The following is a 23,755-nucleotide window of genomic DNA, read 5'->3' on the forward strand; positions in this document are numbered from 1 at the left end:
TTGCGGGAACGCTTCTTTCTAAAGTCCGTTTCCTGCCGGATGAGTCGTGAGTTCCGGTGTTCTCATGGAAGGGAATTTTTATGAACAAGAACGAACTGGTGTCCGCTGTCGCCGACGCCGCGAGCATTTCGAAGGGTGACGCGCAGTCCGCGGTCGATGCAGTGTTTTCTGTCATCTCCGGCGAACTGAAGAAGGGCGGCGATGTCCGGCTTGTCGGCTTTGGCAATTTCACCGTGTCAAAGCGCGCCGCATCCACCGGCCGCAACCCGCAGACCGGCGCCGAAGTGAAGATCCCGGCGCGCACCGTGCCGAAGTTCTCGGCCGGCAAAGGTCTCAAGGACGCCGTCAACTAAGCGCGTTTTGATTTTTGAAAAACCAGAAAAGCCGGGCTTGCCCGGCTTTTCTTTTTCGGATCCGTATTGGGCCGGACGGTAGCTCCTCAAGCTGCCGGGGCGTCGGCGCGCATGAGGCCTTCGTTCTTGAGATCGGCCCAGAGCGATGCAGGGAGTTTCGCGTCCAGCAGCGAGCGATTGCTCTCGACTTCTTCGGGCCGCTGACCGCCGGGGATGACTGAAACCACAGACGGGTGCAATAGCGGGAACTGCAGGGCGGCTTCGATCAACCCGACCCCATGGCGCTTGCAGACGGCCTCGATGCGCGTCACGCGATCGAGCACATCCTGCGGCGCCTCGGAATAATTGTAGTAAGCGCCGGGCTTCGGTCCGGTGGCCAGGATGCCGGAATTGTATGGTCCGCCGAGAACGATGCCGATGCCGCGTTTCTGGCAAAGCGGCAGGAACGATGTCAGCGCCTCCTGTTCCAGTAGCGTATAGCGGCCGGCAAGCAGGAACAGGTCGAAATCGCCGCGCTCGGCCAGGGTCTGGGCCACCTGCCATTCGTTGATGCCGCCGCCGAACGCCTTGATGACGCCCTGGTCGCGCAAGGCGAGCAGGCCATAATAGCCCGAGCGCATGAACTCCTCGATGCGCCGGTCGGACGCCTCCTTGCTGCCGTGGGTGAAGATATCGACATCGTGCACGAACAGGATGTCGATGCGGTCGACGCCAAGCCGCTCCAGCGAGGCCTCGAACGAGCGCATGACGCCGTCATAGCTGTAATCGTAGACCTCCTTGCGCGACGGCGTGTCGAAGAACTTGCCGATGCCGGTGCGCTCTTCTGGCGGGCAGGCGCGCATGATGCGGCCGACCTTGCTCGACAGCACGTAGTCGTCGCGCCTCCTGGAGCGCAGGAACGGGTTGAGACGTGTTTCCGACAGGCCGAGCCCATAGAGGGGCGCGGTGTCATAGTAGCGGCAGCCGGTCGCCCAGGCGGCCTCTAGCGTCGCATTGGCGTCCTCGTCCGAGACGGGGCGGTAAAGATTGCCGAGCGGCGCGGTACCGAAACCCAGCTCCGAGAAGGTAATGCCGCCATTGCCGATGCGGTCGAAATGCCGTGTCTTCATATCTTGAAATTTTCCCGGATTGCTTTGTCTGACATGACACTATCACGCTCGTGGCTTGGCAAAAGCGCCGCTGAGCGTTGGACACGCATTTTCCCGGTTGCTAGCATGAACGAAATCAAGCTGTTCCGGGGAAAAGCGTGATCAGGAATTGCCAATCCAATTCGATTGCCGGCGCGCAGGCGGCGTGGCCGTGAGCAACTCCAGCTCGGAGATGTTCAAGACCGCGCTCGACGAGCTTGGCGCGGTGCTGGCGCGCGTCGATGGCGATCGGATCGACGCCGCCTGTGGGATGCTGGTCGGTGCCAGACAAATTGTCGTCCATGGCTGCGGCCGCGAGGCCTTGCAGGTGAAGGGCTTCGCCATGCGGCTTTATCATCTGGGCCTGCCGGTTTCGGTCGTCGGCGACATGACCACCCCGCCTGTAGGGCAGGGCGATGTCCTGCTTGTCAGTTCCGGGCCCGGCGAAACCTCGACCGTACTCACCCTGATGCGCATCGCGCGCCAGGCAGGCGCGACCGTCCTGCTCCTGACCGCCCAGGCAGGCGGCAGCGCCGCAGGGCTGGCCGATTTGACGCTGCTGATCCCGGCGCAGACCATGGCCGACGATCAGGGGTCGCGAAAGACGTCGGTGCTGCCGATGGGCTCGGTGTTCGAGGGCGCGTTGTTCCTGCTGTTCGAGATCATGGTGCTGAAACTCAGGGACATGACCGCGGCGTTGCCGGAAGCGATGCGCGCCCGCCACACCAACATGGAATAGATCATGCGCTATGAACTGATGCTGCCGCACCAGATCCGCAAGGCGATCGCCCAGAATTGGCCAGTCGCGCTGCCGCTCGGCGTGCTCGAATACCATGGCGAGCACATGGCCGTCGGCATGGACACGCTGGCGGTCGTCAAGACGCTGGAGTTGTTCGAAAAAGAAAGCGATGTCGTCATCCTGCCGCCCTTCTACTATGGCGCGGCGAGTTACGCGGTGGCACCGCCGGAAGGCAGCGGCTCCGTCCAGGTCGGCGGCAATCAACTGGCGCCATTCGGCGAGGCGCTGTTCTACAGCCTGCTGCGCATTGGGTTTCGCAACATCCACGCCATCATTCATCACCAGACCGAGAATTTCGCCGCCGGCATGCCGACGGACCTCGCCTTCAAGACAGCTGGCAGGCAGGCGATCTTCCGCTTCCTCGAGAAGCAGCGTGGCGAGGGCTGGTGGGGCTCCGAGACGATGGCCGACTACTATGCCGGACATGCCGAGGGCGAGAACTTCTTCAACTGGGTGCAGGTGCATCCGCTGATGCCTGCCGCCATGAACGGCAAATATCCGTTCGACCATGCCGGCATCGGCGAGACATCGCTGATGCTGGCGCTATGCCCGGAAGCGGTGGACGCCGCGCATTTCGCGGACAACAAAAGCTGGTATACGGCGACTGCGGCGGAGGGTTCGGCAGCACTTGGACAGAAGGGCGTCGCCATGATCATGGATCATCTGCGCGCGATCCTGAAGTCCTAGACTAGCGCGACCTTCTCCCAGGGAGGGGAGGGTGAAGACGCCCGGTCACTTCACCGCGCCAGCGGTCATGCCCATGATCAGGTAGCGCTCCAGCGCGATGCCGATAATGGCAAGCGGCGCGATGGCCGCGGTGGCAAGCGCCGCCATCGACCACCAGTTGATGCCTTGCGAGCCCGTCTGGCTGGCAACCATGACGGGGATAGTCTTGGCGTCCGTCGAGGTCAAAAGAGCGGCGAAGAAGTACTCGTTCCAGCACAGCACCATCGCCAGGATGAAGGCGGCCACCATGCCCGGCAGCGCGATCGGCATGACGATACGGAAAAAGGCGCCCCAGATCGACAGGCCGTCGACGAGGGCTGCTTCCTCTAGTTCGACGGGGATGGAATTGAACTGGTCGCGCATGATCCAGATCACGATCGGCAGCACCATCAGCGTGTAGAGCAGGATCAGCCCGACGCGGGTATCGAGCAATCCGACTTCGCGGTAGAGCACCAGGAAGGGCAGGGCCAGCACCACCGGCGGCAGGATGAGCTGCGACAGGAAGAAGAAGGAGATGTCTTCGTTCTTGAACCAGGCGAAATGGTAGCGGTAGCGGGTCAGGCCATAGGCGGCGAGGCTGCCGATGATGATCGCCAGGCTCGACGCGCCAACCGAGGTGATGACCGAATTCATGAAGCGCTTGAGGAACTCGTCGCGCACCGTGGACGTCTGGAGGATCGAGTCCGGCGATAGGCCAAGCGATCGCCAGCCTTTCCAATCCGGCTGGAAGTCGACGAACGGGATCAGGTGGCCCTGCGTGACATCCACCGCCGTCTTGAACGATGTGGTGATGGTCCAATAGATCGGAAACAGGCAGATGAAGCCCCAGCAGGCGAGCGCGCCATAGATGAAGACGCGGCTGGCGAGGAAGCTCGCTGGCGAGCGGATTTCGGATGCGACGTAGTCGGTGGTCTGAACGCTCATCTCTACCTAATTCACATTGCGGACGAAACGGCTGGCGAACTTCAACAGCCAGGTCACGAACACCACGATGATGACGAGATACGCCATCGCCAGCATGGTGCCATAGCCGACATTCGAGCGGTCGCGGTACTCGCGATAGATGAAGCTCGAGACCGAATCGGTGGCGCCGCCCGGACCGCCCGAGGTGACCGTGATGATGATGTCGGCAAGCTTCAGCTTGAAGATGATGCGCAGGATCACCGCCGTCACCGACACCGGCAGCATCAGCGGGAACGTGACCTGCCAGAAGGTTTGCCAGGGCGTGGCGCCGTCGACACGTGCCGCCTCCAGCACCTCGCGCGACATCGCCTGCAGCCCCGCCAGCAGCATGATCATCATGAATGGAATGAAGGTCCAGGCGTCCAGCAGCATGATCGAGATGCGGGCGGTGATCGGGTTCGAGAAGAAGGCGGGGTCTTCCCAGCCGAGATGGCGCGCCAGCGTGGCTGCCGGTCCAAAGCGGTATTCCATCAGCGACTTGCCGATCATCCACGAGACCGCGACCGGCGATAGCATGAGCGGCATCAGGAACACCACCCGGAAGAATTTTCGAGCCCGGATCTGCGCGTTGAGCAGCAGCGCCAGACCAAAGGCGATGACATATTCGACCAGCACCGCCAGCACATAGAGCACCATGTTGAACAGGGCGTTGCGGTAGTAGGGATCGGCGAGCATCTGCCAGAAATTGTCGAGCCCGTTGAACCGGCGGCCGCTGAAGGAGGAGAGATTCCAGTCGGTAAGCGCGATGTAGAAGCCGAACAGGGTCGGGAAGATCACCATCGCAATGGTGAACAACAGGGCCGGCAGCAGGAACAGCGCGCGCTGACCGTCCTCGCCACGTGTCAGAACCTGGCCGATGCCGATCGCCACACCCCACAGCACATAGGCGTAGACCACGGGCCGCCATGTCTCGAAGCCGATCGGATCGACCTCGGTCTTGTAGAGAATCTGCAGCACGATCGTAGCCAGCAGGCCGAGCGTGGCAATCGCCATCAGCGCCCAGCCCAGACGCCTGCGGCCCGGCGGGATCAGATCATAGGGGGCGGCGTCTGCCGGCCACCGGGTCGCGGTCGAAGTCTGGTCAGCCACAAATCTCGCCCGTTTGGAAGGGAAGGCTGTGGCCCGGCGTTGCCGCCGGACCACGGTTCATGGCGTAGCCTACATGCCGAGCGAAGCCTTGTAGAGCTTGATCTGCTTGTCGCGGCCGATCTGGTCGGTCAGCTTCTCCCAGGCGGCTGCGATGGCATCGGCGCCTTCCTGCGCCTTCATCTTGCCGGCGAAGGTGTTGGCCAGGATATCCTCGGCGGCGCTGTAATATTGGAAGATGCCGGGGATGCGCGGCTCGATCGCCGCGTTGGGGTGGTTGTAGCTGTCGCCTTCCGACTTCAGATACGAGGTGATGAACGCCTCGTCGTAGCCGGCCGCCACCCACTCCGGAATGTCGAAGTGCGAATTGCGATAGGGCTGGAAGCCCGACGGATACATCGCCGTCCAGATCGACAAGTCCTTGCCGCCGAGATGGGCGGCAGCCGACCATGCCGCCTTCTTTTTCTTTTCGTCGCTATCGACGCGGGCCATGACATAGACGCCCCAGCCGAGATAGGCGCAGTTGGGCGCATAGTTCGGGCCGCTGGCGAGCTTCTCCCATTTGCCGGTCTTGGAGTTGTAGACATCGTCGGAGCCCGGCAGGATCGAGAAGCCGGTGACATCGCCGATGACCGAGCTGTCATTGGTCTTGACGTTCGAGCCGACGTCACCCCACCAGGGGATCATCGAGCCGGTGCCGGCCAGGAACTGCTGGAAGGCGGTGGTGTTCGGGTCGGCATTGATCTGGTCGGCCGGCTCCGACGGCAAGGCGTCGATGACGTCCTGGATGGCGCGTACCCAGGCCGGATTGTTGACGCGTGGCTTCATCGTGTCGGCGTCGAACAGCCAGGCCTTGTCGTCGGGGTGCTTGGCGTAGGCGGTGGCACGGCTGCCAAGGAAGTAAAAGCCGAACCCACCCCAGGGCTTGGGCGCGTCGAGATAGCCGTAGACGTCCTGACCCTTGAACTTCTTGCCTTTCAGGAACTTGGTCACTGCCTGAACCTCTTGCCAGGTCTTAGGCACGCCCCATTCGCTCGTCGCCCCGCCATCCTTCCACTGCTTGGCGAGGTCGGCGTCGGCAAACACGTCGGTGCGGTAGTTGAAATTGTGCGCGTCGCCGTCGATGGTGACCCGGTACTGCTTGCCATCCCAGGTGCCGACGGGCGGCTTGAGGTAGTTGACGAGATCGTCGAAGTCGATCTGCTTCTTGACCCAGTCGGGCATCTCCGAAGTCAGGCCCTTGCCGCAGACGTCGCCCTCGAACGGCGCGCCCATCTCGATGATGTCGAAGTCGACGGTGCCGGTGGCGATCGACTGCTGCAGGCGGGCGTTGTAGTCGGCCTGCGCCAGGTCGATCCAGCTGATCTTGGCGCCGGTATAGGTTTCCCACGGCTTCAGGAAACCACGGAACAGGACGTTGTGCAGGTTCTGGTTATTGAGGCCCATGAAGGTGAGCTCGACGCCGGCGAACTCGCCTTCCTTGACATTGGCCTTGGTCGCCTCCAGGCAAAGCTCGCCGACCTTCTGGAAATCGGCGTCTGTCGGTTGGCCTTTGCCAACCCCGGGGATCTGCAGGATTTTCGAGCGCAGTTCGCTTGCGGCGGAAGCCGGGCGCGTCAGCGCGCCAAGTCCGGCGCCAGATGCGGCCGCGATCGCGGCCATCGAGGCCGCGCCCTTCAATATGTCACGCCTTGTGGCGCCGGCACGTACCAGTTTGTCGTAAAGACCTACTCGCATGGACTATTTCCTCCCAGAACGTTAGTCGTGAATCGAAAGTGCCAATCGTGCCGGGCGCTGGCCTTTTAGAAGCGAAATCAGGACCCCAACCTGCGTCGCTTCGCCTTCCGTTTTTTCGGGTAGAGAACCGGCGTTCGGATTGGCGCTCGCCACTATTCTCACAACCAAACGCCGTGTCAACGACGACGGGTTTTTATCTATAAGAGACCGACTTGCCCTGACCGGTCGCGTTGGTTAGCTTCTGCGCCTACGGCCAGTGGAGCCGATGGGGGAACGATGGCTCAAGTCGCGATCAGCAATGTGGCCAAGGCGTTTGGAACCGTCAAGGTTCTGCACGAAGTCAGCGTCGACATCGCCGATGGCCAGTTCGTCGTGCTTGTCGGCCCGTCCGGTTGCGGAAAGTCCACGCTGCTCAGGATGGTGGCGGGGCTGGAGACCGTATCCGGCGGCACGATCGCCATCGGTGACCGTGTCGTCAATCACCTGCCACCCGCAAAACGCGACATCGCCATGGTGTTCCAGAACTATGCGCTCTACCCGCACAAGACGGTCGAGCAGAACATGGCCTTCGCCCTCAAACTGCGCAAGACCGATCCGGCCGTGGTTGCCGAGCGGGTCAAGCGCGCCGCCGACATCCTCGACCTCAGCCCCTATCTGAAGCGCTACCCGCGCCAGCTTTCCGGCGGCCAGCGTCAGCGCGTCGCCATGGGGCGCGCCATCGTGCGCAATCCGCAGGTATTCCTGTTCGACGAGCCGCTTTCGAACCTCGACGCCAAGCTGCGCGTGCAGATGCGCACCGAGATCAAGGAACTGCACCAGCGGCTGAAGACCACCACCATCTATGTCACCCACGACCAGATCGAAGCCATGACGATGGCCGACAAGATCGTCGTCATGCGCGATGGCCGCATCGAACAGGTCGGCGCGCCGCTGGAGCTTTTCGACAGGCCGGCGAACCTTTTCGTTGCCGGCTTCATCGGCTCGCCGTCGATGAACCTGCTCAAGGGTATCGGGCGCAAGGGCGGCGTCGAGATTGCCGGAACGCTATTCCCGGTGGCTCCGAACAACACCGTCGAGGAAGGGCGCTCCGTCGTCTATGGCGTGCGCCCCGAACATCTCGAGATCCATCCCGATGGCGTGCCGGCGAAGATTTCCGTGGTCGAGCCGACCGGCTCGGAAACCCTGGTGTTCCTCCGCTTCGGCGACGGCGAGATGGTGGCGCTGTTCCGTGAGCGTCATGACTTCAAGCCCGGCGATACGCTGAAGCTTCGGCCAAGGCTCGACCATATCCATCTGTTCGACGCCGAGACCGGCAAGCGTCTCTGATCTCAAACGCACTTCACGAGGACCATCATGCTCAAAGGGATCGATCCGTTGCTCAATGCCGACGTGCTCCAGGCATTGCGGGCGATGGGGCATGGCGACGACCTGATCATCGCCGACACCAACTTCCCGTCCGATTCGGTGGCGCGCCAGACGGCGCTCGGTCGGGTGCTGCGCATCGATGCGCCGGCCGCGAAAGTGGTCAAGGCGGTTCTGTCGCTCTACCCGCTGGACACCTTCGTCGATGATTCCGCCGCCCGGATGGAGATCGTCGGAAAGCCGGGCGAGATCCCAGCCGTGCAGAAGGAAGTCCAGAAAGAGATTGACGCCGCGGAGGGCAAGTCCTGGCCGATGGTGCCGGTCGAGCGTTACGCCTTCTACGAGCGCGCCAAGCAGGCCTATTGCGTCATCCAGACCGGCGAACGCCGCTTCTACGGCTGCTTTGCCTTCCGCAAGGGCGTCGTGCCGCCGGATGCGGAGTAGCGGCATGGCCTCGGGCAAGCCGGTCGTCATCCTCGGTGTGTTTGTCGCCGACACTGCCTACAGGGCCGAGCGCCAGCCGCGCATGGGCGAAACGATCCTTGGCAATTCCTTCAAGCTGGGGCCAGGCGGCAAGGGGTCGAACCAGGCCGTGGCCGCTGGCAAGCTGGGGGCCGGCGTCGCTTTCCTGACCCGCCTCGGTGTCGATGCCTTCGCCGACATGGCCAAACGGACCTGGAAGGATGCCGGCGTGAAGAGCGCCGCCATCGACACGCCGGACAGCTACACCGGTGCCGCCTATATCTTCGTCGAGGAGGGAAGCGGCAACAATGCCATCATCGTCAGCCCCGGCGCTGCCATGCTGATCACCCCCGAGGACATCGAAGCCAATGCCGACCTTATCAGGGGCGCCGGAGTTTTCGTGACGCAGCTCGAACAGCCGATCGATGCCGCGATGCGGGCGTTGGAGATCGCGCGCGGGGCCGGGGTGACGACCATCCTCAACCCGGCACCGGCGGCAAAGCTTCCCGACCGCATCTACACACTGTGCGACTATCTTACACCGAACGAGACAGAGACGGAGGAATTGACCGGGCTGAAAGTTTCGTCGGTCGACGAGGCCCGCGCCGCCGCCGGCAAGCTGCTCGAAAAGGGCGTCGGCACGGTCATCGTCACGCTGGGCGACAAGGGCGCTCTCCTGCACACGAACGATCGCTCCGAGCATGTTTCCGCCATCAGTGCCGGCCCTGTCGTCGAAACCACCGGCGCGGGGGACGCCTTCAATGGCGGACTGGCCGCAGCACTTTCACGAGGCGTGGAGCCGCTGGAGGCGGTGCGCTTCGCCTGCGCCGTCGCTGGCATTTCGGTGACCCGACCAGGCACGGCACCGTCGATGCCGACATTGCAGGAGGTCGAGGCGTTGCTGGCCAAGCGCTGAGGCTGCTCAGGGCTCGCGGGGTCCCCGGAGCCAGACCGTTCTGGCCTCCGGGTCCCGTGCCAGTGGGCATTGAGAAGCTACTGCATGACGTAGCAGCGCTTTCCCTGGTCGGGAGCGGGATCACCGAATGCATCGTTGTCGCATTGAACGCCATTGCGGAACACGTCCTGCGTGAACCGGCCGCGGGCGCCATACCTGACCACCTTGCGGCCATAGAAGTCGCAGAATTCGCCTTCCTCGGCGCAGACCGCCCACTGCTCGCGGCGAGGCTGATCGTAGTCGTCGTTCGACTCGTCACGGTCGCGCTTCACAATGAAGCAGAACTTTTCCCTGCCTGGCGCGGGATCGCCGAAAACGCGGTTCGAACAGGGTATCGCGTTGCGCTCGATGTAACGCGAGGTCGTGCGGCCCCTGGCACCGTAGACGACCTCGGCGGGATAGGGCAGGCGGCAGATCTCCCCCTCGCGAGCGCATCGCTGCAGCCGGTCGGCCGACGCGGCGGCGGGAAAAAGGACGGATGCGGCCGTCGTCGCGCCACCCAGGCAAATCAGCGTGAATATCGTGCGCGTGGAAATGTTCGGTGCAATTGACATTACGTCCTCCATGCCATTCCGGCAGCATACTCCAATCTGGCTGCCTGCGGCATGAATCGAGCCTTTTGTGGGCGATTGCGCAAGCAGATTCGCAACGAGCAATTCGGTCGCGTCTGCAGGGCCGCTTGGTCCGTTGCTTGTCGACCCACAGGAATCGCGTCGCGGGTTCCACGGCATCGCTCATGCATGGGTGATTTTGGAGCCAAGAAAAACCAGGCCGAAGAAGGCCTTCAGCACGCTCTTCCTGGAGAGAATATTGACAATTTGTCGGCATTTCCCCGGAGCCAAGGATCATCATCCTTGAGGGGAAATGGCGCGAGTGACGGGGCTCGAACCCGCGACCTCCGGCGTGACAGGCCGGCACTCTAACCAACTGAGCTACACCCGCGCATTGACGAGCACGTGTCAGCCGTGTTCGTCGTTGGGGCGCTGGATAAGGGGTTCGCTACCGGGTGTCAAGCGCACCAAACCATCATAACGCCAAACAGGAGAAGGTTTTTTGACAGCCGGCATTTTGTTCGCAAATCCGGCCTGCGAACAGGGCATCCCGCACTCATTTGGCCTTGCGAAGCAAGTCCCGACCGCTTAAAGGTCCGGCCCGGAGCGGGCGATTAGCTCAGTTGGTAGAGCGCTTCGTTTACACCGAAGATGTCGGCGGTTCGAGCCCGTCATCGCCCACCATTCAAACCCACATTTCAAGTCAGCTGAGAGCCGGCCGCTGGCGCATCGCGGTATCACGGCGGCACCATGCGGAAATCCTTCCCCTCGGGCAGCAATTGCCCGCCGTCGACCACGATAGTCGTGCCGGTGATGTAGCTGGCGTCGTCCGAGGCGAGGAACAGGAAGGCGTTGGCCACGTCGCGCGGGCTGCCGAGCCGGCCGAGCGGGATCGAATCCTCCATGTTCTTGATATAGGCAGCGCCGCGATGCTCCTGGATGGCTTCGGTGAGGATGTTGCCGGGTTCGACGCCGTTGACGGTTATGCCATAGCCGGAGAATTCAAGCGCTGCCGCGCGAATGAAGCCGTTGATGCCTGCTTTCGTCGCCGAATAGTGGCCGTGGCCGGGGCTGGTGACGTGCGGGCCGGTGATGGAGGAGGTGTAGAGCATGCGGCCAAAGCGCTGCGCCTTCATCGGCACCAGGGCCGCGCGGCTGGCGTTGAAGGTGCCGCGCAAATTGACCGCCATGACGCGGTCCCAGTCGTCGGCGCTGGTATTCTCGATCAACTGCCAGGGATAGATGCCGGCATTCTGGACGATGATGTCGAGGCGGCCATGGTGTTGCAACGAAAGCGCCACGGCGGCCTCGGCGTCGCTCATTCGCGAGATATCGGTGCGGATGAAGGGGACGCCGAGCTCATCCGCACTTGCCTGCCCGGCCTCGGTCTCGGAGTCGGCGAGCACCAGCCTCGCACCTTCCTCGGCGAAGCGCAGCGCGATGCCCTTGCCGATGCCGCGCGCGCCGCCGATGATCAGCGCCACCTTGTCGTTCAATCGTCCGGTCATGCGAGCCGTCCTGTCACGCCAGTCTTTGGCGAATGGTTTGCTTGAATGCGTCGAGCAGCACGGCGGCCAGCACCAAGAGGCCATGGATGACCTGGGTGAAGTTGGCGGGCAGGCCCATCAGGTTGATCGCCGTGTTGATGGCCGACAGCAGGAGCACTCCGGCATAGACGCCAGGCAAGGTGCCGACGCCGCCCTTCAGGCTGACGCCGCCGATAACCACGGCCGCGAAGGCGTTGAACAGAAGGCCGACGCCCAGATTGGCGGTGGCGCCCGAGGTGCGGATCGCCAGCAGCCAGCCGGCCAGCCCTGCGATGGCGCCGGCGAGCACGAAGGCGATGATCAGGTTGCGGTTCACCCGGATGCCGGCACGGAAGGTCGCGGTTTCATTGCCGCCGATCATCACCAGGTGCCTGCCGAACGGGGTCTTGGCCAAGATCAGCGAGAACACCACGAAACAGGCCACCGCGATCCAGGCGGTAAGCGGCAGGCCGACCAGGCGTTGGATGCCGAACCAGCGGATGGCGGGTGCCAGATCCTGTGCCGAGCGGCCGCCCGAAATGACCAGCACCAGGCCGCGCACCCAGATGTAGGAGGCGAGCGTGATGATGAAGGCGCTCATCTTGACCTTGACCACGAGATAGCCGTTGAAGGCGCCGATGAGGCCGCCGACGGCCAGCGCCAGCAGCAGCGAGACCGGAACCATCAGCCATTCCGGGTGCAACCGCACGCCGAGGCCGATGCCCGAGGAACAAAACAGGATGCCCACCACCATGGCGCTGAGCGCGGCGACGGATTCGACCGACAGGTCCATGTGCCCGGCAATGATGACCAGCGCCAGGCCGATCGACATGACGCCGAGCACGCTCGACGCTTCGATGATGTTGGCGAAGATGCCGAGCTGGAAATAGTTCGGGATGAACAGCGAGAAGACGACCAGGACAAAAAGCAGCATGAACCAGACGAGATTGTCGAGGACGAACTCCAGGGCGTGGCGTGTGCGAGGGTTCATGTGTCGATCCGGTTGGCGTGCGGGATCAAGGCCGCGGCAGGTTGCCTGCGTCTCGTTTCATTCGGGCAGGGAAGGGCTCCGGGCCGGGTATGGCCCGGAGCGGTCGGGCCATCTGTCTATTCGACCGACTTGACGGTATCCGTCGGCGGCTTCTGGTTGCCCCAGAAAGCCGGGTTGTCGACGTTTTCCTTGGTGATGGCGGCACCCGGGATCTTGATGTTGGGGCCCCAGGCTTCCTTGGTGAGGGTCGATTTCAGGCCAAGCACATCGTATTCGCCGGGCTTGATCTCTTCCTTCTTGACGACCTTGTCCATGAACATGGCGACGGCAGCGGCCTGTGCGTAAAGCGGCTGCTCGACCTCGACGTTGAGCCAGCCCTTGCGGATCAGGTCGAGGCCGACCGGTGCGCCGTTCGAGCTCATCAGCATGACGTCGCCAGGCTTCTTGCCGGCGGCCTCGAGCGAGGCGACGGCGGCGACCGACAAGTGTGCGGCATGGCTGAAGATCAGGTCGATGTCGGGGTTGGCCAGCATCTGGTCGGCAACGATGGTGCCGGCGTTGCTGGCCTCCCATTGCATGGCCGGCAGCGAGATGATCTTGACGTCCGGGAACGCCTTCATCTTCTCCTCGAAACCCTTCTGGATGTCCAGCGTGTAGGGATCGCCGGGATCGCCAAGCACCTGCAGGACCTTGCCCTTCACCGAGCCGTTCTTGGCTTTCAGAAGCTTTTCGGCCTGCTCTGCGGCGACGTAGCCGATCTCGACAGTGCCCGCGACCGACGTGAAGTCGGACGGTGCCGACGTGATCTGGCGGTCGAACTCGACCACCGGAATGCCGGCGGCGCGCGCTGCCTCGATCGATGGTTTCAGCGCATTGAAATCGACGGCGGCCAGGATGATCGCCGCCGGCTTCAGCGCGATGACGTCGTTCATTTGCGATTGCTGCGCGTCGGTCTTGTTGTCGGCGTTCAGCGTCTTCATCTCGTAGCCGGTCTGTTTCAGGAACAGCTCCAGCGCGCTCACCGAGCCGGTCTGGAACTCGTCGAGCAATGTCGGCACCATGTAGTAGACAATACCCTTGGACTGGGCGAATGCCGGCGTGAGCGTGGCAAAGGCCAGTGCCAGGATACCGAAGACAGCAAGAAGTATTCGCTTCATGTCGTTGGCTCCCTGTTAAGCCGGACCCCTCTATGTCCCTCGGCCCGCCGGTCCGGCACCGGCAAGCGTCTCTCCGGTGATCATGTTGATCACCGCATCGGGACTTGTCTTGTTGCGTGCGACATCGCCCGCCACGACGCCTTGCCGGATGACCACGATCCGGTCGGCGACCTGAAAAGCCTGCTGCATGATATGGGTGATGATGACGACGCCGATGCCCTGGCTCGCCACCTGGCGGATCATGTCGAGACCGCGCCGCGTCTGCTCGACGCCAAGCGCAGCGAACGGCTCGTCGAGCAGCACCAGCTTGCCGCCCCAATGCACGAAGCGGTTCAACTCGATGGCCTGCCGCTGGCCGCCCGAGAGATGCTCGACATTGGTGCGCAGCGAAGGAATGCGGGTCCCGGCGCTGGCCAGCGCCTTGCCGACCACGGCTTCCATGGCACGCTCATCGAGCACCGGAATGCCAAGCACCTTCCTGGTGATCTCGCGGCCCATGAAGAAATTGGCCACCACATCGACATTTGTGCACAGCGACAGGTCCTGGTAGACGGTCTCGATGCCCGCCGCCTTGGCTTCCGCCGGCGACCGGGCCAGGAATTCCTTGCCCTCGAACAGCATGCGGCCGGAGGTCGGTTCGAGACCGCCAGATATGATCTTGACCAGCGTCGACTTGCCGGCGCCATTGTCGCCGAGCAACGCCACCACTTCGCCCTTGCCGATGGAAAAGCTGATCCCCTTCAGCGCTTCGATCGCGCCGTAGTTCTTGGTCACGTTGTCGAGCACCAGCAGAGGTTCGCTCATGCGGCAATCTCCCTGGCCGAAAGTATGTCGCGGCCGCGCTCGCGTTCGGCGGTGAACATCTGGCCGAAGCGTGGCGACAACACCCCTGAAACGGCGAGCGCCGCCGCGCCGCGCAGCACGGCATGCTGGCCGCCGCCGGCGACGACGACACGCGGCGTCTTGCGGTCCGCGCGTGCCGAAACCGAATTGTGCAGCGGTTCGACCGCGTCCGCCAGGCGCTCGAGCAGTTCCGATGCCGCCAGGCCGCCGAGCACGACCGTCTCTGGATCGAAGAGGTTTTCGATAATGGCGATGGTGTTGCGGAAGATCGGGCCGACTTGCGCCACCCAATCGGCGTCGTTGCCGGCCCGGCGGCCTCGCGCCTCGAGCGACAGGTAGCGCTCGAGGCAGCCTCGGTTGCCGCAGGGGCAAAGCTCGCCATCGGGGACCACGGGAATGTGGCCGATCTCGCCCGCATTGCCCCAGGCGCCGCGCAGAACGCTGCCGTCATGCATCATCGCGCCGCCAAGTCCGACGCCGAAATAGAGATAGTAATAGTCGGAATGGCGGGCTCCGATGCCATAAAGCCGCTCGCCCATCGCGGCGGCGGCCATGTCGCTCTCGAAGAACGCCGGCAATCTTGTCGCGGCCGTCAGCCGCTCACGCAGCGCCACATGCTTCCAGCCGGTCATCGTGGTCGGGCCGACAAAGCTCATGGAGTCCACATCGAACGGGCCAGGAAGCGCCATGCCGACGCCGATGACGCGGCCGCCTGGCCGCTTGCCCGTCAGGTCGCGGACCATGGCGCCAATCTGGTCGAACGCGTGATCGGGCGTCGCGTTGGACGCCTCGCGGCGTGAACTCTCGATGACGTCGCCGCTGAGATTGATCAGCGCGGCGTCTATTCCAAGCGGCGTCAGGTGGATGCCGACGGCATAGCCGCCTTCCGGGTTGATGCGCAGCGTCGCCGGTGGCAGGCCACGCCCCTTCGGCTCTTCGCGCAAGGACAGGATGTAGCCCTGTTCCTCCAGTTCGCGAACGATGGTCGACACGGTCTGCACGGTGAGCCCGACGTGCCTGGCGATGTCGCCACGTGCAATCGGGCCATGACGGCGGATGGACTCAAGCACGATGCGCCGGTTGTACGGCCGCCCGAACTCCTGATTGGTCCCCCGCAATGCCATGCCTTGCGCCTCCACCTGACGTAAGGTTCGCATCAAATATTTATTCAGTCAAATGGAATTCAAAAATGATTCGGAACGCGGGGAGCCGCGGATATGACGGTTTACGGCGGTGCGGGATACCGCATGACGAGGAGAGGTGTGCCTGACCGGCACCGACGGCTCCGGATTCAGCAAGCCAGCGGTCGATCTTGTTAGAGATACTGGGCGACTTTCCTGCCGACAGTCAGGAAGCGCAGCGGATCGATCGCCTCGCCATTGTGACGCACTTCATAGTGCAGATGCGGGCCGGTCGAGCGCCCGCTGCTGCCGGTCTTGCCGATGACGGCGCCGGCGTCCACCTTCTCGCCCACCGTCACGTCGATCTCGCTGAGATGTCCGTAGCGCGTGGCAAAGCCATTGCCATGGTCGATCTCGACCATGCGGCCATAGCCGCCATTCCAGCCGGCCTTGGTTACGATGCCGGGCGCGGTGACCTTGGCCGCCATGCCGATCGGGGCCCTGAAATCCATGCCCGAATGCAAAGCGGCCGTCCCGAGAATGGGATCGGTGCGCACGCCGAACGGACTGGTGACGGAGTGGCCAGGGGCAGGGTTTTCAAGCGGCAACCGGCGCGCTTCCTTCTTTAGGTGATCGAGCGCATCCAGCGCCTCGTCCAGTTCCTTGACCTTGCTGTCGAAGATCATCGACGAGTTCGAGCGGAATCAGCGGTCCGCCGACATCGCTTTCGTTCTTGCCGAAATCACTGTCGACCGGCAGCCCGGCCGTCCGCAGCGCCTGCTGGATGGCATCGGCGCTTTTATAGGCATTGTCAGCGAGCGTGTTGATGCGGCTGAGCTGTTCATTCTCGATGGATTTCAGCGACTGGTTGATCGAAACGAACAGCCTGTCGGCGCGATCGGCGGCTGAGTCGCTGGGCAGCGGATCGGTGCGGGTCGACCACAAGGAGAAGGGCCTTGTGTCGGCGGTGCCGAGGTCGGCGCCCAAGCTGGCAATCGCGTAGTTCTGCGCTGGCTGGCCGATGCTGCCGGTCACCTCGGCGCCCTTGTCCGGCTTGGCGGCCGCAGCCGGATCTTCGGCGGGCACCGTTCCGACCTCACCTTCGGCACGTTCGAGCAGTGGGCCGAGACGGCCATGCCGCTGGCTCAGCTGCGTCTGGCGCTCGAGCAGTTCGCTGACTTTGGTTTCCATCAATTGCTGGTCGAGCAACTGCCTGCTCGTAATGCGGTCGACCTGGGCGCGAAGCGCCGAAATGCGGTCCTCGTAAGCCTGCTGCATGCGAGCCTGGCGCGCCGTGGTGGCGCCGATCAGGTCGTCACGCAGAACCAGATAAGATGTGGCCAGGAGGTAGCCGATGGCAATGGCGGCGAGTGCTGAACCAATGAATGCCGCCAACCAGGGGCGGATCGTGAAGTGCCTGATCTGGTCGCCCCGGGCGATGATGATCGTGTGCGGTTCCTTGCGCCTGCCGAAGACTGCGGACTGACCGGTTGCGTTCACGGGACCAAGCTTTCGTTACGACACCACGACAGCCTGATTACACATTATTAGGGTTAACAAAGGCTTGCCGTATCAGCTGCGCCACGCCGAATGCCCGCGATGCAGGCAAGAGGTTGCATGGGAATCGCCAGGGACGGCGCTACGTCGCGAAATCGTTGGCGAAGAGCCCCAATGTTCCACCAGCAGCGGTCGGTCACGCGCAGAGCAAGGTCCAGGTTTCTTAACTGTATTCGATTGCGTTTAATTGACTTTTTTCGAGTAAAGGCTTGCCGGTATTTCGGATTCATCGTGGCGGTAGGAATGCTGGACGACCTGATTGGCAAGATCGTCGACAAGATTTCGGGCGCCAGTCTGCTGGCGACCGGGCTTTTGCTGCTGACGGCCTTTGTCAGCGCGCTCGTGGCCTATTGGCGCACGGTCGAGGAGAAGAGCTGGAAGGAGTTTTTCGAGTTCGTCGTCCCCCATGAGGTCATCACCCATCCCTCCGCGAAAGCCGACCTGCTGTTCTGGGTCACCAAGAAGGCCCTGATGCCTTTCCTGATGCTGCCCGCCGGAATTGTCTTCGTCACGGCGGTGGGCTACGGGACCAACTGGCTGTTTTCGACACTGTTCCAGTTCCAGCCGCCTCTGATCGAGGGGCCGGCAGGACCGGTGACGGTGCTGATCTTCACCATCAGCATGCTGCTCGCCTACGACATTTCCTATTATCTCTATCACGTCGCCCAGCATCGCTATCCGATGCTTTGGGAGCTGCACAAGGTGCATCACTCGGCCGAGGTGATGGTCGGGATCACCAAGGATAGGGTCCATCCGCTCGACGAGCTGATGAACCGAGCCTGGGACGGGCTCATCGTGGGGCTGTGCTTCGGCGTCTGGTCGCTGATTTCGCTTAACCTTGTCGAACTGACGGTCTTTGGCGTCAACGTCTATGTGATGCGGAACATCTTGATGATGGATTTTGTCAGGCACACGCATTTCAAGATCTCGTTCGGCCCGCTCAACAACTTGATCCTGTGTCCTCATTGGCACCAGCTGCATCACAGCGTCGATCCACGCCACTACGACAAGAATTTCGGGCTGCTCTTCTCGTTCTGGGACCGGCTCTTTGGAACATTGTGTGTGCCGAGGCCCGACGAGGACTTCAAGTTCGGACTGGTCGACCGCGATGTGCGCGACTACCAGTCGCTCGCCGGCCTTTATGTCATGCCGCTGAAGCGGATGTGGGGTCATATTGCCAGGCGTATCCGGCCTGGAAAGCGACAGCCACGGACCGCGCGACCATCGGAAGGGACACGGCCATGAACGCCCCCGTCACGCTTTCCATCCAGCGGACACACACCTTCGAAATCGTGACATCGGCGGGGCGCCTGGCCGAGATCGCACCGGCCTGGAGCACGCTCTGGCAGCGGGCTGGCGGGCTTGTCTTCCAGCATCCCGACTGGATCGCGGCCTGGTGGCGCACCACCCCGCATCAGGAGCGGCGCGCACTCAGGATTGGGCTTGCCTGGAACGGCGACCGGCTCGAGGGCGTAATAGCGCTCGCGACCTTCAGGCGCTCCGGCATCCGCATGCTCGAATGGGCGGCGAAGGACCACAGTGACTATGGTGACGCGCTGGTTGCACCCGACAGCGACCCGCAGGCGATCTCCCGCCTTTGGCAGTATGTTTTCGATCAGGGCGGCTTCGACCTGATCTACCTCAACCGTCTGCTGCCGGATGCCGGTGTTCATGCCCTGCTGCGCCCGGCCCATGGCAAGGCGCTTCGGCCCAACCACCGCGGTGAAATCAGCTATCGTGTCACTGGTCCCTGGCGGAGTGGGGCGGAATGGTTCGAGACGTTGTCGAAAAAGGGCCGGCAGAACTATCGTCGTGGCCGCAAGTTCATGGAAGAGAGCGGCGCATTGCGTTTCCGCTTGCTGGATGCGGATGACCCGCGCGAGCCGGTGCTCGAGCGGGTGGCGACGCTGAAGCGGCTCTGGCTCGTTCGGCATGGCCGCGCTTCGGATCTGTTCGATGAGGGCTCGCCGGTTCTCACCGCGCTTATTTCCGTGCTGGCCGACCTCGGGCTGTTGCGCATCTTCGTGCTTGAGCTTGACGACACGATCATCGCTGTCTCGATCAACTTCGAGCAGCACGGCACGATGATGGCTTTCGTCACCACCTACGACCCCGAACACGAGCGCGCCTCGCCGGGTATGGTGCTGATGATGGACTATATCCAGTGGTCGCTCGACCGTGGCCTTGCCACGATTGATTTTCTCTGCGGCGGCGAGGATTTCAAGCGCCGCTTCGCCACGCAATCGGTCGCGCTGTCGTCGATGATGGGTGCGCGCGGCTTGCGCGGTCATCTCGCCGCACTGGCCGACCATGTGGACCATGTTTCGAAATCCTGGAAGACGCGGCGGCAGCCGAAAGCCGACGCGGTGCCTGACGAATAGCCCCATGATCGTCTTTTGCGTCGCGGGCTTTGGCGACGCTCAAAGCGCGCGAACGGCTTCCAGAACGGCCTCGGCATGGCCCTTGACCCGGACCTTGCGCCAGATCTTGGCAATCCGTCCGTCACTGCCGATCAAGAATGTCGCGCGCTCGACACCCATGTATCTGCGGCCGTACATCGATTTCTCGACCCACAGATTGTAAGCCTCGATCACCTTGCGCTCCTCGTCGGCGGCAAGATCGATGGTGAGATCATATTTCGACTTGAACTTGTCGTGCTTCTTGGCGCTGTCGGGCGACAGGCCGATGACGACAGCGCCGGCCTTCTCGAATTCCGGCTTCAACCGCGAGAAGCTGATCGCCTCTTGCGTGCAGCTTGTCGTATCGTCCTGCGGATAGAAATAGAGCACGACTGGCTTGCCGGCGGATGCGGCCAGGCTGAGCGATCCGCCGCCGTCCCGCGGCAGATCGAATTGCGGCGCGGGATCGCCTACTTCCAGGTCAGCCATATCGATGCCCTTGTTTGAGGTTACGCGCGAAGCCACACCGATATAGTGTCGACCGGGGATTCGTCCACGAGCGAGTTTGTACAACGGAAGATTGCGTGGATCAGGAGCAACCGCAGCACGAGAAGATCCGGTTCAGGCGGGACGAAATCACCGACCTGGGGGCCCTGCCGTCCGCGTGCCGCGTCCCGCCTCTTGGCCAGGCGGCGATCGGCCGCGGCTTTCGCATCCTTTCGCGCGTGTTTGCCGGCGTGGTCGCGTTCATGCTGCTGGCCGCGACGGCGGTCTATCTCGTCGGCCTTTCCGGCATTGGTTCGGACCGGCTCCGCGTCGAGGCGGAGAGCGCCATCGAGAGGCTGGCGGGCGTCGACGTCAATGTCGCGGTCGGGCCCGCCCGCATCACGCTCGACAGTTCGAGCTTCGTGGCGCTGCAGGTGAGCGATGTCAGCCTGAAGACATCGGACGGCAAACCCATGGCCGATGCCGGGCGTGTGCGCTTCGGTATCCGCCTGGTGCCGCTTTTGTGGGGCGAGGTGCGGCTGACCAGTGCCAGGATATCCGATGCCCGCATCGTCATGGCCGCGATGCCGTCCGGCGGCGACTGGACCGCGGCGCTGCGCAACGAGAGCGGCCTCGTCGATCCGGAGAAGCTGTCGGACGCGGTGTTCGGCGACATCCATCGTGCGCTCGACGCCGTGCGGGAGGATTCGATGCGCCGGATCGATCTCAGCAATGTCGAGTTCGTGCTCCCCGACGCTGGATCGATCAAGCTGATCAAGATCGCCGACGCCACCGTGGTTCAGTCGGGGCCGGGTGGCATGGAGTTCACCTCCGAAGCCGACGTCGACGGCAGGACAGTCACCGTTGTAGCCTCCGCCACCCGTAATATCGCGGCGCACCGGGTGACGGCGTTGGATGCCAGCATCAATCTGGCGGATGCCGGCGCCACCGCTGCCGGCTCCGGCAAGCTTGGTGCCGTCGCGCTGAAGTTGACAGGATCGGAAGGGTCAGGTGCCACCGCATCACGCTTGACGGCCGCCCTTTCGTCCACCGGGTCCGTGCTGGATCTCGGCACACGCGGGCTGCTGCCGGCGGATGCCGATGTCAATGCGACGCTTGTCCATGGCTCCAACAAGATCCAGGTGGACAGGCTGCTCTTGAAAACCGGCAGGTCTTCATTCGATTTCGGCGGCTCGATCGGGCCAAAACCAGCAACCGGGGTGGCTGGTGAGGAACCCTCCTACCGTTACGATCTGACCAGCGACGGTTCGACCCTGGCTCCATCGGAATCGCCTGAGCCCGCGCTGATGTTCCTGGCGCGCATCGCCGGCATCTACCAGCCGCAAAGCCATAAACTGGTGGCCGAGCAGATCGCGGTTCGGTCCGCCGGGTCCGGCGAGGTGCTTGGCACCGCGGCCGTGGAATTCGCGGAGGGCAAGGCTCCCGGGATCAATCTGGCGCTCAACATCCATGACATGCCGGTCTCGCACGTCAAACAGCTGTGGCCGTGGTTTTCGGCGCGCAATGCGCGGCTCTGGGTGCTGAACAATCTGTTCGGCGGCCGCGTGGTCGACGGCAGCCTGCAGTTCCAGGTGGTGCCGGATCGCCTCGGCAATGGCGTGCCGCTTTCCGCCGACGAGGTCTTCGGCCGCTTCCAGATCGAAGGCGCGCGTTTCGACACTGCCGGCCGCATTCCGCCGATCCGCGACGCGGTGGGCGTGGTCGGATTCCACGGCAACGATGTCGACGTATCCTTGTCGTCGGGCACCGTCTTCATGCCGAGTGGCCGCACGGTGGCGGCCAGCAACGGCACGCTGACGGTCAAGGCCGCCAACCGTCCGCCGGTCATCGGCGCACTTGACATCGATGTCGAGGGGGAGGCGCCGGCCGTCGCCGAGCTTGCCTCCTACGAACCGATCAACGCCATGCGCCATGTCGGCATCCTGCCTGAGGATCTTTCCGGCAGCGTCACCGGCCACGTCAAGGCGGACATTCCGCTGCAGTCGGGCGTCGATACCGCGAAGCTCGATTGGCTGGTGTCGCTCGACTACACCGGCCTGTCCCTGGCCAAGCCGTTCGAGGGACAGGCCGTGACGGACGCGGACGGCTCGATCACGGTCGACCCGCAAAAGGCCGTCATTTCGGCCAAGGCATCGCTGAACGGCATTCCGGCCGAACTCGATCTCGTCGAGCCGTTGGCGGATGATGGACCGGCGCGCAGCCGCAAAGTCGCCCTTGTGCTCGACGACAAGATCCGCGCCGCCGCCATGCCCGGCCTGACGCCGCTGCTTGGCGGAACGGTGAAGGTCGCGATCGACAAGAGCGGCAACGGCAACCAGAACGTTTCGGTCGACCTGACCAATGCCAGGCTGGACATCCCCTGGGCTGGCTGGAGCAAGGGGGCGGGGGTTCCCGCCAGCGCCAACTTCGTCATGACCAAGTCCGGCGACACCACGACGCTGGCCGACTTCGACCTCGGTGGCAAGACATTCTCCATCGATGGCGGCATCGTGCTGGTCAACGGCGCGCTGTCGTCGGCCAAGTTCAGCAGGGTCACCCTGAACCGGGGCGATGATGTTTCCGTGTCGGTGAAGCGATCGGGCAAGGGCTATGCGGTCGGCATCAATGGCAATGCGCTTGATGCTCGTTCGCTGATCAAGCAGTTCACATCCGATGTGGACACCGCGACCAAAACGACAGGAACTGACAACATTTCGGTCAGTGCGGACGTCAATCAGCTCACCGGTTTCCACGACGAGCAACTCTCCAACCTGAAGCTCGACTACAGTGCGGCCGGTTCGCGGGTGAACGGACTGAAGGTCAGCGCGACGGCGAGTTCGGGCGCCGCCATCGCCATCAGCAACACCACCGGCGACGGCAGGCGTTCGCTCAATGTGCAGTCGGCGGACGCCGGCGCCATCCTGCGGTTCCTCAACATCTATGAGCACATGGAAGGCGGATCGATCACGCTGGCGCTGACCGGGGCCAGCGACGGGCCGATGAAGGGCAAGGTCGACACCACCAACTTCTTTGTCGTCAACGAACCCAAGCTCGCCTCCATCGTCTCGACCACGCCGGCCGGCGACAGCCGCAGCCTCAACCAGGCGGTAAAGGGCAAGCTCGACACGTCGCGGGTGAAGTTCGAGCGCGGCTACGCCGAAATCGACAAGGGCAGCGGCTATCTCCGGCTGACCAATGGCGTGCTGCGCGGCCCGCGCATCGGCACGACCTTCCAAGGCATCCTCTACGACCAGAACAACAATATGGATATGACCGGCACTTTCATGCCGGTCTACGGCCTCAACCGCATCTTTGGCGAGCTGCCCATCGTCGGCGCGCTTCTGGGCAACGGCCGCGACCGCGGCCTAATCGGCGTCACCTACCGCCTCAGGGGAAATGCGAACAAGCCGGTGCTCGACGTCAATCCGCTGTCGGTGATCGCGCCGGGGATATTCAGGTCGATCTTCGAGTACCGCTAGAGTAATTCCAGGAAAAGTGTGAACCGGTTTTCCGTCCGGAACTGCGCCAAGACAAATAGTGGGAGCCGTTTCCAG

20 protein-coding genes, 2 tRNA genes and 1 pseudogene are annotated in these 23,755 nt (G+C 63.1%); 10 read left to right on the forward strand and 13 right to left on the reverse strand.

Going from position 1 to position 23,755, the window contains the following annotated elements:
• The first annotated feature begins 80 nt into the window (after positions 1-80).
• Positions 81-353: an HU family DNA-binding protein gene (locus AC3CB8_RS18020; protein WP_015318196.1), complete on the forward strand. Its 273-nt coding sequence runs from the start codon at positions 81-83 to the stop codon at positions 351-353.
• Between the two features lie 86 nt (positions 354-439).
• Here the strand turns inward: AC3CB8_RS18020 and AC3CB8_RS18025 are convergent, their stop codons facing one another.
• Complete coding sequence (locus AC3CB8_RS18025; RefSeq protein WP_352563104.1) at positions 440-1,462, reverse strand: aldo/keto reductase; 1,023 nt, start codon at positions 1,460-1,462, stop codon at positions 440-442.
• Between the two features lie 211 nt (positions 1,463-1,673).
• On the opposite strand from AC3CB8_RS18025, the gene AC3CB8_RS18030 reads away from it, so the two are divergent.
• Both AC3CB8_RS18030 and AC3CB8_RS18035 read left to right on the forward strand, forming a co-directional pair.
• A complete protein-coding gene (locus tag AC3CB8_RS18030; RefSeq protein WP_435052991.1) occupies positions 1,674-2,219 on the forward strand; it encodes an SIS domain-containing protein in 546 nt (181 codons plus the stop codon).
• 3 nt (positions 2,220-2,222) lie between these two features.
• A complete protein-coding gene (locus AC3CB8_RS18035) occupies positions 2,223-2,966 on the forward strand; it encodes a creatininase family protein (RefSeq protein ID WP_023783844.1) in 744 nt (247 codons plus the stop codon).
• Between the two features lie 45 nt (positions 2,967-3,011).
• Here AC3CB8_RS18035 and AC3CB8_RS18040 read toward each other — a convergent pair whose 3' ends face one another.
• The 3 genes from AC3CB8_RS18040 to AC3CB8_RS18050 form a co-directional block, all read right to left on the reverse strand.
• On the reverse strand, positions 3,012-3,929 hold the full coding sequence (locus AC3CB8_RS18040; protein ID WP_352563106.1) for a carbohydrate ABC transporter permease: 918 nt from the start codon (positions 3,927-3,929) through the stop codon (positions 3,012-3,014).
• Positions 3,930-3,935: 6 nt separating this feature from the next.
• Complete coding sequence (locus AC3CB8_RS18045; protein ID WP_352563107.1) at positions 3,936-5,057, reverse strand: carbohydrate ABC transporter permease; 1,122 nt, start codon at positions 5,055-5,057, stop codon at positions 3,936-3,938.
• Positions 5,058-5,126: 69 nt separating this feature from the next.
• Entirely contained in the window at positions 5,127-6,791 is a 1,665-nt protein-coding gene (locus tag AC3CB8_RS18050; protein ID WP_023795085.1) for an ABC transporter substrate-binding protein, read from the reverse strand.
• A 276-nt stretch (positions 6,792-7,067) separates the two neighbouring features.
• Here AC3CB8_RS18050 and AC3CB8_RS18055 point away from each other — a divergent pair, with 276 nt between their 5' ends.
• From AC3CB8_RS18055 to rbsK, 3 genes are read left to right on the forward strand one after another with little or no spacing between them, the layout of a single operon-like run.
• Positions 7,068-8,117 carry an ABC transporter ATP-binding protein gene (locus tag AC3CB8_RS18055; RefSeq protein ID WP_023783847.1) on the forward strand — a complete coding sequence of 350 codons (1,050 nt, stop codon included), beginning with the start codon at positions 7,068-7,070 and terminating at the stop codon, positions 8,115-8,117.
• Between the two features lie 27 nt (positions 8,118-8,144).
• Complete coding sequence (locus AC3CB8_RS18060; RefSeq protein ID WP_023773219.1) at positions 8,145-8,597, forward strand: RbsD/FucU family protein; 453 nt, start codon at positions 8,145-8,147, stop codon at positions 8,595-8,597.
• Between the two features lie 4 nt (positions 8,598-8,601).
• Complete coding sequence (gene rbsK / locus AC3CB8_RS18065; protein WP_352563108.1) at positions 8,602-9,531, forward strand: ribokinase; 930 nt, start codon at positions 8,602-8,604, stop codon at positions 9,529-9,531.
• Between the two features lie 77 nt (positions 9,532-9,608).
• On the opposite strand, the gene AC3CB8_RS18070 is transcribed toward rbsK, so the two are convergent.
• Positions 9,609-10,124 (reverse strand): hypothetical protein, encoded by a 516-nt coding sequence (locus AC3CB8_RS18070; protein WP_352563109.1) that lies wholly within the window; start codon positions 10,122-10,124, stop codon positions 9,609-9,611.
• A 311-nt stretch (positions 10,125-10,435) separates the two neighbouring features.
• Positions 10,436-10,512, reverse strand: a tRNA-Asp gene (locus tag AC3CB8_RS18075).
• Positions 10,513-10,729: 217 nt separating this feature from the next.
• Between AC3CB8_RS18075 and AC3CB8_RS18080 the strand changes: the two genes are divergently transcribed.
• Positions 10,730-10,805: transfer RNA gene (locus AC3CB8_RS18080), tRNA-Val, on the forward strand.
• A gap of 53 nt (positions 10,806-10,858) precedes the next feature.
• Here the strand turns inward: AC3CB8_RS18080 and AC3CB8_RS18085 are convergent.
• The 6 genes and pseudogenes from AC3CB8_RS18085 to AC3CB8_RS18110 form a co-directional block, all read right to left on the reverse strand.
• Positions 10,859-11,629 carry an SDR family NAD(P)-dependent oxidoreductase gene (locus AC3CB8_RS18085; RefSeq protein WP_023773216.1) on the reverse strand — a complete coding sequence of 257 codons (771 nt, stop codon included), beginning with the start codon at positions 11,627-11,629 and terminating at the stop codon, positions 10,859-10,861.
• 13 nt (positions 11,630-11,642) lie between these two features.
• Entirely contained in the window at positions 11,643-12,638 is a 996-nt protein-coding gene (locus AC3CB8_RS18090) for an ABC transporter permease (RefSeq protein WP_352563110.1), read from the reverse strand.
• Between the two features lie 116 nt (positions 12,639-12,754).
• Positions 12,755-13,795, reverse strand: coding sequence for a sugar ABC transporter substrate-binding protein (locus tag AC3CB8_RS18095; RefSeq protein ID WP_352563111.1), 1,041 nt, complete (start codon positions 13,793-13,795; stop codon positions 12,755-12,757).
• 30 nt (positions 13,796-13,825) lie between these two features.
• A complete protein-coding gene (locus AC3CB8_RS18100) occupies positions 13,826-14,599 on the reverse strand; it encodes an ATP-binding cassette domain-containing protein (RefSeq protein WP_023773213.1) in 774 nt (257 codons plus the stop codon).
• Positions 14,596-15,762 (reverse strand): ROK family transcriptional regulator, encoded by a 1,167-nt coding sequence (locus tag AC3CB8_RS18105; RefSeq protein WP_352563112.1) that lies wholly within the window; start codon positions 15,760-15,762, stop codon positions 14,596-14,598. The genes AC3CB8_RS18100 and AC3CB8_RS18105 overlap by 4 nt, the downstream gene beginning before the upstream one ends.
• A gap of 191 nt (positions 15,763-15,953) precedes the next feature.
• A pseudogene (locus AC3CB8_RS18110) lies at positions 15,954-17,259 on the reverse strand (M23 family metallopeptidase).
• Positions 17,260-17,559: 300 nt separating this feature from the next.
• Between AC3CB8_RS18110 and AC3CB8_RS18115 the strand changes: the two are divergent.
• Complete coding sequence (locus AC3CB8_RS18115; protein WP_352563113.1) at positions 17,560-18,561, forward strand: sterol desaturase family protein; 1,002 nt, start codon at positions 17,560-17,562, stop codon at positions 18,559-18,561.
• Complete coding sequence (locus AC3CB8_RS18120) at positions 18,558-19,697, forward strand: GNAT family N-acetyltransferase (RefSeq protein WP_023783854.1); 1,140 nt, start codon at positions 18,558-18,560, stop codon at positions 19,695-19,697. Before AC3CB8_RS18115 ends, AC3CB8_RS18120 begins: the two co-directional genes overlap by 4 nt.
• A gap of 39 nt (positions 19,698-19,736) precedes the next feature.
• Here AC3CB8_RS18120 and AC3CB8_RS18125 read toward each other — a convergent pair whose 3' ends face one another.
• A complete protein-coding gene (locus tag AC3CB8_RS18125) occupies positions 19,737-20,204 on the reverse strand; it encodes a peroxiredoxin (RefSeq protein WP_352563114.1) in 468 nt (155 codons plus the stop codon).
• 95 nt (positions 20,205-20,299) lie between these two features.
• On the opposite strand from AC3CB8_RS18125, the gene AC3CB8_RS18130 reads away from it, so the two are divergent.
• The gene (locus AC3CB8_RS18130) at positions 20,300-23,680 is read left to right on the forward strand and encodes a YhdP family protein (protein ID WP_352726498.1); all 3,381 of its coding nucleotides are present in this window, start codon (positions 20,300-20,302) and stop codon (positions 23,678-23,680) included.
• Positions 23,681-23,755 lie beyond the last annotated feature (75 nt).

Source organism: Mesorhizobium sp. P160927 (assembly GCF_057766385.1).

Excerpts from the sequence above, each read along its gene's own strand:
- AC3CB8_RS18020 (WP_015318196.1), top strand. The coding sequence starts at position 81 with ATGAACAAGAACGAACTGGTGTCCGCTGTCGCCGACGCCGCGAGCATT.
- AC3CB8_RS18025 (WP_352563104.1), bottom strand. The coding sequence starts at position 1,462 with ATGAAGACACGGCATTTCGACCGCATCGGCAATGGCGGCATTACCTTC.
- AC3CB8_RS18030 (WP_435052991.1), top strand. The coding sequence starts at position 1,674 with ATGTTCAAGACCGCGCTCGACGAGCTTGGCGCGGTGCTGGCGCGCGTC.
- AC3CB8_RS18035 (WP_023783844.1), top strand. The coding sequence starts at position 2,223 with ATGCGCTATGAACTGATGCTGCCGCACCAGATCCGCAAGGCGATCGCC.
- AC3CB8_RS18040 (WP_352563106.1), bottom strand. The coding sequence starts at position 3,929 with ATGAGCGTTCAGACCACCGACTACGTCGCATCCGAAATCCGCTCGCCA.
- AC3CB8_RS18050 (WP_023795085.1), bottom strand. The coding sequence starts at position 6,791 with ATGCGAGTAGGTCTTTACGACAAACTGGTACGTGCCGGCGCCACAAGG.
- AC3CB8_RS18055 (WP_023783847.1), top strand. The coding sequence starts at position 7,068 with ATGGCTCAAGTCGCGATCAGCAATGTGGCCAAGGCGTTTGGAACCGTC.
- AC3CB8_RS18060 (WP_023773219.1), top strand. The coding sequence starts at position 8,145 with ATGCTCAAAGGGATCGATCCGTTGCTCAATGCCGACGTGCTCCAGGCA.
- rbsK (WP_352563108.1), top strand. The coding sequence starts at position 8,602 with ATGGCCTCGGGCAAGCCGGTCGTCATCCTCGGTGTGTTTGTCGCCGAC.
- AC3CB8_RS18070 (WP_352563109.1), bottom strand. The coding sequence starts at position 10,124 with ATGTCAATTGCACCGAACATTTCCACGCGCACGATATTCACGCTGATT.
- AC3CB8_RS18085 (WP_023773216.1), bottom strand. The coding sequence starts at position 11,629 with ATGACCGGACGATTGAACGACAAGGTGGCGCTGATCATCGGCGGCGCG.
- AC3CB8_RS18090 (WP_352563110.1), bottom strand. The coding sequence starts at position 12,638 with ATGAACCCTCGCACACGCCACGCCCTGGAGTTCGTCCTCGACAATCTC.
- AC3CB8_RS18095 (WP_352563111.1), bottom strand. The coding sequence starts at position 13,795 with ATGAAGCGAATACTTCTTGCTGTCTTCGGTATCCTGGCACTGGCCTTT.
- AC3CB8_RS18100 (WP_023773213.1), bottom strand. The coding sequence starts at position 14,599 with ATGAGCGAACCTCTGCTGGTGCTCGACAACGTGACCAAGAACTACGGC.
- AC3CB8_RS18105 (WP_352563112.1), bottom strand. The coding sequence starts at position 15,762 with ATGGCATTGCGGGGGACCAATCAGGAGTTCGGGCGGCCGTACAACCGG.
- AC3CB8_RS18115 (WP_352563113.1), top strand. The coding sequence starts at position 17,560 with ATGCTGGACGACCTGATTGGCAAGATCGTCGACAAGATTTCGGGCGCC.
- AC3CB8_RS18120 (WP_023783854.1), top strand. The coding sequence starts at position 18,558 with ATGAACGCCCCCGTCACGCTTTCCATCCAGCGGACACACACCTTCGAA.
- AC3CB8_RS18125 (WP_352563114.1), bottom strand. The coding sequence starts at position 20,204 with ATGGCTGACCTGGAAGTAGGCGATCCCGCGCCGCAATTCGATCTGCCG.